Genomic DNA, 8,818 nt, shown 5'->3' with positions numbered 1-8,818 from the left:
ACGCCGCGGCGCGAGAGACCCGCAGGGCGAGCGTGGTCGCCTGCAGCCGGCCGAGCCCGCCGAACGGCCCTGCCAAGCCCGCCATGCTGCCTCCCCCTCAGCCTGCGTAGATCCGATCGAGCACGAGCCGATGGTGCGGCGGCGACGAGCCCTCGGGCGCGATGACGACGGCGTCCGACAGCGCCTCCATCGCGCGCGCGAACCGTTCGGGGGTGTCGGTGTGCAGCGTCATCAGCGGCTCCCCCGCCCGGACCACGGCGCCCGGCTTGACGTGCAGCTCCACACCGGCGCCCGCCTGCACCGGGTCCGAGCGGCGGGCCCGGCCCGCGCCGAGGCGCCAGGCGGCCACCCCGACGGCGAGCGCGTCGAGCCCGACCAGGACGCCGTCGGTCGTGGCCAGGACCGTCTCGGTCTCGCGCGCGAACGGCAGCTCCGCGTCGGGGTCCCCGCCCTGCGCCGCGATCATCCGCTTCCAGACGTCCATCGCCCGGCCGTCGGCGAGCGCCTCCCCCGGGTCCACGCCGGTCACGCCGGCCCCGGCGAGCATCTCGCGGGCGAGCGCGACGGTGAGCTCCACGACGTCGGCCGGGCCGCCGCCCGCGAGCACCTCGACGGACTCCCGGACCTCGAGCGCGTTCCCGGCCGTGAGCCCCAGCGGCGTCGACATGTCGGTGAGCAGGGCGACCGTGCGCACGCCCGCATCGGTGCCGAGGTCGACCATGGTGCGCGCGAGCTCGGTCGCCTGGGCGAGGTCCTTCATGAACGCCCCCGACCCGACCTTGACATCCAGCACGAGGGAGCCGGTCCCCTCGGCGATCTTCTTGCTCATGATCGACGACGCGATCAGCGGGATCGCCTCGACCGTGCCGGTCACGTCGCGCAGCGCGTACAGCTTGCGGTCGGCGGGTGCGAGGCCCGAACCGGCCTGGCAGATCACCGCGCCGATCTCCTCGAGCTGGGCGAGCATCTCCGCGTTGGTCAGCGCCGCGCGCCAGCCGGGGATGGACTCGAGCTTGTCGAGCGTGCCCCCGGTGTGGCCCAGGCCGCGACCGGAGAGCTGCGGGACCGCGACGCCGAAGACGGCGACCAGCGGCGCGAGCGGCAGCGTGATCTTGTCGCCGACGCCGCCGGTGGAGTGCTTGTCGGCGGTCGGGCGGGAGAGCCCGGAGAAGTCCATCCGCTCGCCCGACGCGATCATCGCGTTGGTCCAGCGGGCGATCTCGGCCCGGTCCATGCCGTTGAGCAGGATCGCCATGTTCAGGGCGGCCATCTGCTCCTCGGCGACGACGCCGCGCGTGTAGGCGTCGATGACCCAGTCGATCTGGCCGGGGCTCAGCGTGCCCCGGTCGCGCTTGGTCCGGATGACGTCGACGGCGTCGAACGGCTCCGGCCGGGCTTCGGTCATCTCACGGCTGCTCATGTGCTCGCTCCACCAGGTCGTTCGGTCCGAAGGCGTCCGGCAGGACGTCCCGCATCGGCCGGATGCCGGTGACTGTGTCCAGCAGAAGATCGGGCCCGCCGTGCTCCCACAGCAGCTGGCGGCACCGCCCGCACGGCATCAGCGCGCTGCCGTGCTGATCGACGCACGCGACCGCGACGAGCCGACCGCCGCCCGAGACGTACAACCCGGAGACGAGCGCGCACTCGGCGCACAGGGTCAGCCCGTACGACGCGTTCTCGACGTTGCAGCCGACGACGACGCTGCCGTCCTCGACGAGGCCCGCAGCCCCGACCGGGAACTTCGAGTACGGCGCGTACGCGCGCCGCATGACCTCGGTCGCCGCGAGACGCAACGTGTCCCAGTCGACCTGATCCGGTCTGAGCATCTGACGGACTCCTTCGAGCAAGGGTGTGGTGGCACCTGAGCCACGGAATCTACTTCACGTAGGGGATGCCCTCGGAGGCCGGCGGGCGGACCCGCCCGACCAGTCCGGCGACGGCGAAGATCGTCACCACGTACGGCGTCATGAGCATGATCTGGCTGGGGATCGGGGTGCCGATGATGCCCAGCACGACCCGCAGGTTGTCCGAGAACCCGAACAGCAGCGCGGCCGCGAGCGCGCCGGTCGGGCTCCACCGGCCGAGGATCATCGCGGCGAGCGCGATGAAGCCCTTGCCGCCGGTCATCTCCTTGCCGAACGCCAGGCCGGCGGCGACCGTGAAGAACGCGCCGCCGAGGCCGGCGACGGCGCCGCCGAGGATGGTCGCGCGCATCCGGGTCCGGTTGACCTTGATGCCGACGGTGTCCGCGGCCTTGGGGTGCTCGCCGACGGCCCGCAGCCGCAGCCCCCAGCGGCTGCGGAACACCATCACCTGGAGCAGGACGACGACGACGTACATCACGTACACGAGCGCCGTCTGGTGGAACAGCACGGGCCCCAGGATCGGGATCTGGCTGAGCACGGGGACGTCGAGCACCGGGAGCTTGGGTGGCTGGTTCCAGGTCGCGGCGTTGACCTTCAGGACCGTCGAGAACAGATAGCTCGTCACGCCGACCACGAGCACGTTGAGCACGACGCCGACGATGATCTGGTTGACCACGTACCGGATCGAGAACATCACCAGCAGCGCGCCGACCAGCGCACCGGCGATCGGCGCCGCGATGAGGCCCGCGTACGCACTGCCGGTCAGCGACGCGACGACGGCCGCGAGGAACGCGCCGGCGAGCAGCTGGCCCTCGATCGCCACGTTGATGATCCCGGAGCGCTCGCACAGCAGCCCCGAGAGCGCCCCGAACACCAGCGGGATCGCCAGGAACAGCGAGCCCTGGAGCAGGCCGGTCAGCGGCAGGGGGTGCGCCCTGCCGCCCGCCGCCCAGGTGAGGAAGGCGAGCACGAGCGCCAGGCTGTACACCGCCGGCAGCGACACCCCGACGCCGCGGCGCGCGCTCGCTGCCCAGGCCGCGACCCCGGCGAGCGCGAGCGCCACCAGGCACAGCGCGAGCGCCGTCGCCCGCGAGGGCACCACGACCGGCGCGATCTGGAAGAAGTCACGGCCCGTCGAGAGCGTGAAGGTCGTCACGCGCCCGCCCGGAGCCGCGAGCACGAAGGCGACCAGGGCGAGCAGCGCGACGACCGCGTACGCGATCGGCACCTTCCAGCTGACGGGCTTGACCGCCGCGACCCGGTCGGTCGTGGGGCCGGGCGACGGCTTCGGCGGGGCGACGACGGCGTTCACGCGTGAACCTCCTGGGTGGTCTGGGTGAGCGCTGGCGGAACGACTCGCTCGCCGTGCGCGGGCAGCCGGAAGACCGCGCGGATCAGCGGCGGCGCCGCGATGAACAGCACGATGAGCGACTGCACGACGAGCACGATGTCGATCGGGGTCCCGGTGCGCGCCTGCATCGCGAAGCCGCCGGCGCGCAGCGCACCGAACAGCAGCCCGGCGAGCACCGTGCCCAGCGGCTTGGAGCGTCCGAGCAGCGCGACCGTGATCGCGTCGAACCCGAAGCTCGCCGCGACGCCCGCGGTGAGCACCTTCTCGGTACCGAGCACCTGCGCGGCCCCACCGAGGCCGGCGAGCGCCCCGGCGACGACCATCACCCAGACGTAGTTCGCGTTCACCGAGATGCCGGCGACGCGGGCCGCGCTCGGGTTCGAGCCGACCGCGCGGAACTGGAAACCGATCGTCGAGCGGTTCATCAGCCACCACACGCCGAACGCCGCCGCGATCGCGAGCACGAACCCCAGGTGCAGCCGGAACCCGGGCCCGAGCAGCAGGGGGAACAGCGCGGTGCTCTTCAACGGCGGGGAGATCGGGTTGTTGCTGTCGCCGCGCTGGAACGCGGACGTGGTGAGCAGGTACGCGATCAGGTAGACGGCGATGTTGTTGAGCATGATCGTGACGATCACCTCGTGCGCCCCGGTGCGGGCCTTGAGCACGCCCGCGATGCCCGCCCAGAGCCCCCCGCCGATCACGGCGGCGAGCACCGCGACCACCACGTGCACGACGGGCGGCAGGTCCATCGCGAAGCCCACGTACCCGGCGAAGATGGCGCCGACGATGATCTGGCCCTGGGCACCGATGTTGAACAGGCCGGCCCGGAAGCCGACGCCGAGACCCAGCCCGGCGAAGATCAGCGGCACCGACACCGTCATCGTCTCGGTGATCGGGCGGATGGCGCGCTCGAACGTGGTGGCCTGGAAGTCGAAGATCGCGCCCTGGAACAGCGCGGAGTACGCCTCGGACACTGCCGTCCAGGCAGCGCCGAGCAGGTCGCTCGGGCGGGCGAACACGTAGCTCACGGTGGACTGCACGCGCGCGTCCGCCGCGGCGATGAGCACCCCGCTGAGCAGCAGCGCGAGCACGATCGCCAGCACGGTCGCCACCCAGTTGCTGGCGAAGATCTCCCGCAGCGCCTGCTGGCCGCGCGCGTCCGGCGTCGGGGTCGGCGTCGGCGTCGGCGTCGGGTCCGGGGCCGAGGTCGGCGGCGTCGGCTGGCTCACGAGTTCTCCCCCTGGTGTGCGACGTCGTCGGTGCCTTCGAGCAGGTCGGCCGCGCCGAGCACGGTGTGGTGCGCCGCGGCCTGCGCCTGCGCCTCGACCAGCGGGACGCCGGCCATCATCAGGCCGAGCACGTCACGGTCCGTCCCGCCGGGCACGATGCCCACGATCCGGCCCCGGTACATGACAACGATCCGGTCGGCGAGCGCCAGCACCTCGTCGAGCTCGGTGGACACGATGAGCACCGGGGTCCCGTTGTCGCGCTCGGCGACGATCCGCGAGTGCACGAACTCGATCGAGCCGACGTCCAGGCCGCGCGTCGGCTGGGAGGCCACCAGCAGGCGCAGCGGGCGGGACATCTCCCGCGCCAGGACGACCTTCTGCTGGTTGCCGCCCGAGAGGGTGCCGGCGGACGCGTCGACCGAGGGCGTGCGGACGTCGAACTCGACGGTGCGCCGCTGCGCGTTGGCGCGGATCGCCGCCGGGTCGAGCGAGATGCCGCGACCGAACGGCGGCCGGTCGAACAGGTCGAGCACGAGGTTCTCCGCGACGGAGAAGTCGGCCACCAGGCCGTCCGCGGTGCGGTCCTCGGGCACGAACCCGACCCCCGCCCGCAGCACGTCCCGGACCGAGGAGCCGGTGATCTCCTTGCCGTCCAGCAGCACCGACCCGGCGAGCGGGACCTGGAGCCCGAGGATCACCTCGGTGAGCTCGGTCTGGCCGTTGCCCTGCACGCCGGCGACGGCGACGATCTCCCCGCGCGCGACGTCGAAGGTCACGCCGTCGACCTGCCGCACCCCGACGACGTCGAGCACGGTCAGGTCCCGCACCGCGAAGCCGATCTCGCCGGGGGTGGCGGGCGCCTTGTCCACGCCGAGGTCGACCGACCGTCCGACCATCAGCGAGGCGAGCTCGGTCTCGGACGCCGACGGCTCCGCGCTACCGACGACCTTGCCGCGGCGGATCACCGTGATGCGGTCGGCGACGGCGCGCACCTCGCGCAGCTTGTGCGTGATGAACACGATCGAGGTCCCGGCGTCGCGCAACTGGCGCATGATCGTGATCAGCTCGTCGGTCTCCTGCGGGGTCAGCACCGCGGTCGGCTCGTCGAGGATGAGCACCCGCGCCTCGCGCGAGAGGGCCTTGATGATCTCGACGCGCTGCTGCGCGCCCACCGTCAGGTCCTCGATGCGCGCGTCGGGATCGACGTCGAACCCGAACCGGTCGGAGATCTCGCGCACCCGCCGTCGGGCCTCGGTCAGGTCGATCAGTGCGCCCTTGACGGGCTCGTGCCCCAGCACGACGTTCTCCGCCACGGTGAAGACAGGCACGAGCATGAAGTGCTGGTGCACCATGCCGATCCCGGCGGCCATCGCGTCGCCCGGCCCGGCGAACGTGACGGGCACCTCGTCGATGAGGATCTCGCCGTCGTCCGGGTCGTAGAACCCGTACAGGACGTTCATCAGGGTGCTCTTGCCGGCACCGTTCTCCCCGAGCAGCGCGTGGATCTCGCCCGGCCCGACGACGAGGTCGATGTGGTCGTTGGCCACCAGGGACCCGAAGCGCTTGGTGATCCCGCGCAGTTCCAGTTTCACAGGCCCAGTGCCCCCCACTTCGTTGTCTTTCCGACGGTAGTCCCCTCCTCCACCCGCAGCGCGGGACCGCGCTGCGTCGCGGCGCGGCAAGGGGCGGCGGACCGGGCAGGGCTGCCCGGTCCGCCGTCGTGCGTGGCCTAGCCGGGCGCTAGTTCTGGCTGGGCGAGGTGATCTTCAGCTCGCCGGAGATGATCGACTTCTTCAGGTCGTCGACCTTCGTCTTCAGCGCGGCCGGCACCTTGCTGTCGAAGTCGTGGAACGGCGCGAGGCCGATGCCGTCGTTCTTGAGCGTGCCGACGTACGGGTCGGCGATGAACTTGCCGTCGACGGACTGCTTGACGGTGTCGTAGACCGACTCGCCGATCTTCTTGATCACCGAGGTGAGCACGATGTTGGAGTAGTCCGGGGCGGTGTTGAACCAGTCGGCGTCGACCCCGATGATCCAGGTGTTCCCGGCCGCCTTCGCGGCTGCGGCGGCACCGAGCCCGACCGGACCGGCGACCGGCATGATGATGTCCGCGCCCTGGTCGATGAACCCGTTGGCGAGGTTCTGCCCGTTCGCCTGGTTGTCGAAGTCACCGGTGAAGGAACCCGTCTGGGCCTTCTTGTCCCAACCGAGGAGCTTGACCTTCTTGCCGTTGTCGGTGTTGTACGCCGTGATGCCGTCGGAGAACCCGTCCATGAAGATCGTGACGGACGGCAGCTGGATGCCGCCGAAGGTGGCGACCGTGCCGGTCTTCGTCATCCCTGCGGCGACGTAGCCCGCGAGGTAGGCCGCCTCCTGGGTGTTGAACAGCAGCGGCTTGGCGTTCTTGATCGTGACCGGCTTGAATTTCTTGTCGGAGAACGCGCTGTCGACGAGCGCGAAGTCGATGTTCGGGTTCGCGTCGGCCGCGGTCTGGACCGCGTCCTCCAGCTTGAAGCCGACACCGACGATGAGGTTGCAGTTCTGCTGCACGAGGGTGTCGACGTTCGGGGCGTAGTCGGTGTCGCTGGTCGACTCGACCTTGACCTCCTTCATGCCCAGGTCCTTCGCCGCCTTGTCCAGCCCCTCTGCGCCGGACTGGTTGAAGGACTTGTCCACGAAGCCCCCCGCGTCGGAGACCATGCAACCCTTGAAGTTGATGGTCTTGGCGGTGGAGGCGGTGCTGGCCTTCGGTGCGCTGCCGCACCCGGCCAGGGCCAGGGCGGCGATCGCCACCAGACCCGCGACTCGCGAGATTCTCTTCACGTCGTACTCCTGTTGCTCGTGACGCCGAGCCGGTCCAGAGCTCCCCAGGTCAGAGCAGCGCGCATCGTCGCGTGCCCCCTGGCCAGACGTGGCCGGCTGATGTGATTCGCACAGTAGTGCTCGCGGGCCGCGCCATAGGGTTACTGACCGGTAACGCTGGGTTTCGTTATGTAGTCGGGATGATCGGGATGCCGATCGGGGTCGGCAGATCCCGCCCGGCCATCAGCGCGGTCCGGGCCAGCAGCAGGACGCCGACGTCGATCGCGCGCTCGTCCACGCTGAAGTCGCCCTGGTGCAGGTCGTACTGGTGGCCGCCCGGGACCCGCGTGCCGAGCCGAGCCATCGCACCGGGGACCTTCGTGAGGTACCAGGCGAAGTCCTCCCCGCCCAGGGACTGCTCGGTCAGCAGCACCGCACCCAGGCCGAGCACGTCGCGCGCGGCGGCCTCGAGCGCCGCGGTGGACCGCTCGGCGTTCTCCACCGGGGGCACGCCGCGCTGGTGGCGCACCTCGACGTCGACCGCGTAGGGCGCGACGACCTGTTCGACGGCGGAGTGGAACACGCTCGAGGCGCGCTCCCAGGCACGCACGTCGAGACAGCGCAGGGTGCCCTTGACGGAGCCGTGCCCGGGGATCGCGTTGTGCGCCGACCCGGCCTGCACGGCGCCCCAGGTCAGGTTGACCCCGGAGCGCGGGTCCAGGCGCCGGCCGAGCACCGCGGGGACCTGGGTGATGACCTGGCCGAGCGCGAAGACGACGTCGCCGGTCAGGTGCGGGCGCGAGGTGTGCCCGCCGTTGCTCGTGAGTATCACGGTGACCTCGTCGGAGGCCGAGGTGATCGGCCCGATCCGGGTACCGATGTAGCCGACCTCGACCTTCGGGTCGCAGTGCAGCGCGAAGATCTGATCGACGCCGTCCAGCACGCCCGCCGCGATGGCGTCGAGCGAACCGCCCGGCTGGACCTCCTCGGCGGCCTGGAAGAGCAGCCGGACCCCGGTGTGCAACTCCCCGCGGGCCGCGAACTCGCCGAGCACGAGGCCGGCGCCGAGCACGATGGCGGTGTGCACGTCGTGCCCGCACGCGTGCGCGATGGACGGGCTCGTCGAGTGCCAGGGTTCGTTGCACGTGTCCTGGAACGGCAGCCCGTCCATGTCGGCGCGCAGGGCGACCCGCCGTCGGCCGGTCGTCGCCGGGCTCGGACCGATGTCGCAGATGAGGCCGGTGCCGGGCAGCAACTTCGGGTCAAGTCCCGCCGCCCGCAGCCGGTCGAAAACGACCTTGGTGGTGCGCGTCTCGGTACGCCCCAGCTCCGGGTGCGCATGCAGATCCCGCCGAATGGAGATCAACTCCACCCGCAGCGATCGCACCAGTTCGGTCAGCAACAACACGTCAGGCGGCACGCCGCGAGCCTAAGCCACCCCCGCCACCTCCCGATAACGGACCATTCGTCCGGCCGACCGCGAACCCCCTGCCGAGAGGTCCGATTCCCCGCCGATTCCCCGCCGATTCTCCGTAACGTCCGAGCGTTGACGTCCTATAGGACGTCAACGC

7 protein-coding genes are annotated in these 8,818 nt (G+C 71.1%); all 7 read right to left on the bottom strand.

Annotated elements, in window-relative coordinates; translation table 11 throughout:
* Positions 1-97: 97 nt before the first annotated feature.
* The 7 genes from VIM26_RS25480 to VIM26_RS25450 all read right to left on the bottom strand — a co-directional run bounded on the left by VIM26_RS25480 (position 98) and on the right by VIM26_RS25450 (position 8,667).
* Positions 98-1,420: a thymidine phosphorylase gene (locus VIM26_RS25480; RefSeq protein ID WP_414696586.1), complete on the bottom strand. Its 1,323-nt coding sequence runs from the start codon at positions 1,418-1,420 to the stop codon at positions 98-100.
* The gene (locus VIM26_RS25475) at positions 1,407-1,826 is read right to left on the bottom strand and encodes a cytidine deaminase (protein ID WP_331956131.1); all 420 of its coding nucleotides are present in this window, start codon (positions 1,824-1,826) and stop codon (positions 1,407-1,409) included. The genes VIM26_RS25480 and VIM26_RS25475 overlap by 14 nt, the downstream gene beginning before the upstream one ends.
* Positions 1,827-1,875: 49 nt before the next feature.
* Positions 1,876-3,177 (bottom strand): ABC transporter permease, encoded by a 1,302-nt coding sequence (locus tag VIM26_RS25470; protein WP_331956130.1) that lies wholly within the window; start codon positions 3,175-3,177, stop codon positions 1,876-1,878.
* Positions 3,174-4,445: an ABC transporter permease gene (locus VIM26_RS25465; RefSeq protein WP_414696585.1), complete on the bottom strand. Its 1,272-nt coding sequence runs from the start codon at positions 4,443-4,445 to the stop codon at positions 3,174-3,176. The genes VIM26_RS25470 and VIM26_RS25465 overlap by 4 nt, the downstream gene beginning before the upstream one ends.
* Positions 4,442-6,037: an ABC transporter ATP-binding protein gene (locus VIM26_RS25460; RefSeq protein ID WP_331956129.1), complete on the bottom strand. Its 1,596-nt coding sequence runs from the start codon at positions 6,035-6,037 to the stop codon at positions 4,442-4,444. Before VIM26_RS25460 ends, VIM26_RS25465 begins: the two co-directional genes overlap by 4 nt.
* 148 nt (positions 6,038-6,185) lie before the next feature.
* Positions 6,186-7,268: a BMP family ABC transporter substrate-binding protein gene (locus VIM26_RS25455; protein WP_331956128.1), complete on the bottom strand. Its 1,083-nt coding sequence runs from the start codon at positions 7,266-7,268 to the stop codon at positions 6,186-6,188.
* Positions 7,269-7,434: 166 nt separating this feature from the next.
* The gene (locus VIM26_RS25450) at positions 7,435-8,667 is read right to left on the bottom strand and encodes an amidohydrolase (protein WP_331956127.1); all 1,233 of its coding nucleotides are present in this window, start codon (positions 8,665-8,667) and stop codon (positions 7,435-7,437) included.
* Positions 8,668-8,818: the final 151 nt, after the last annotated feature.

It is taken from the genome of Pengzhenrongella sp., assembly GCF_036565025.1.
In the GTDB taxonomy this organism is placed as follows: domain Bacteria; phylum Actinomycetota; class Actinomycetes; order Actinomycetales; family Cellulomonadaceae; genus Pengzhenrongella.
The sequence above is the reverse complement of the archived record's forward strand: the minus strand, read 5'-3'. Positions and strand labels throughout refer to the sequence as shown.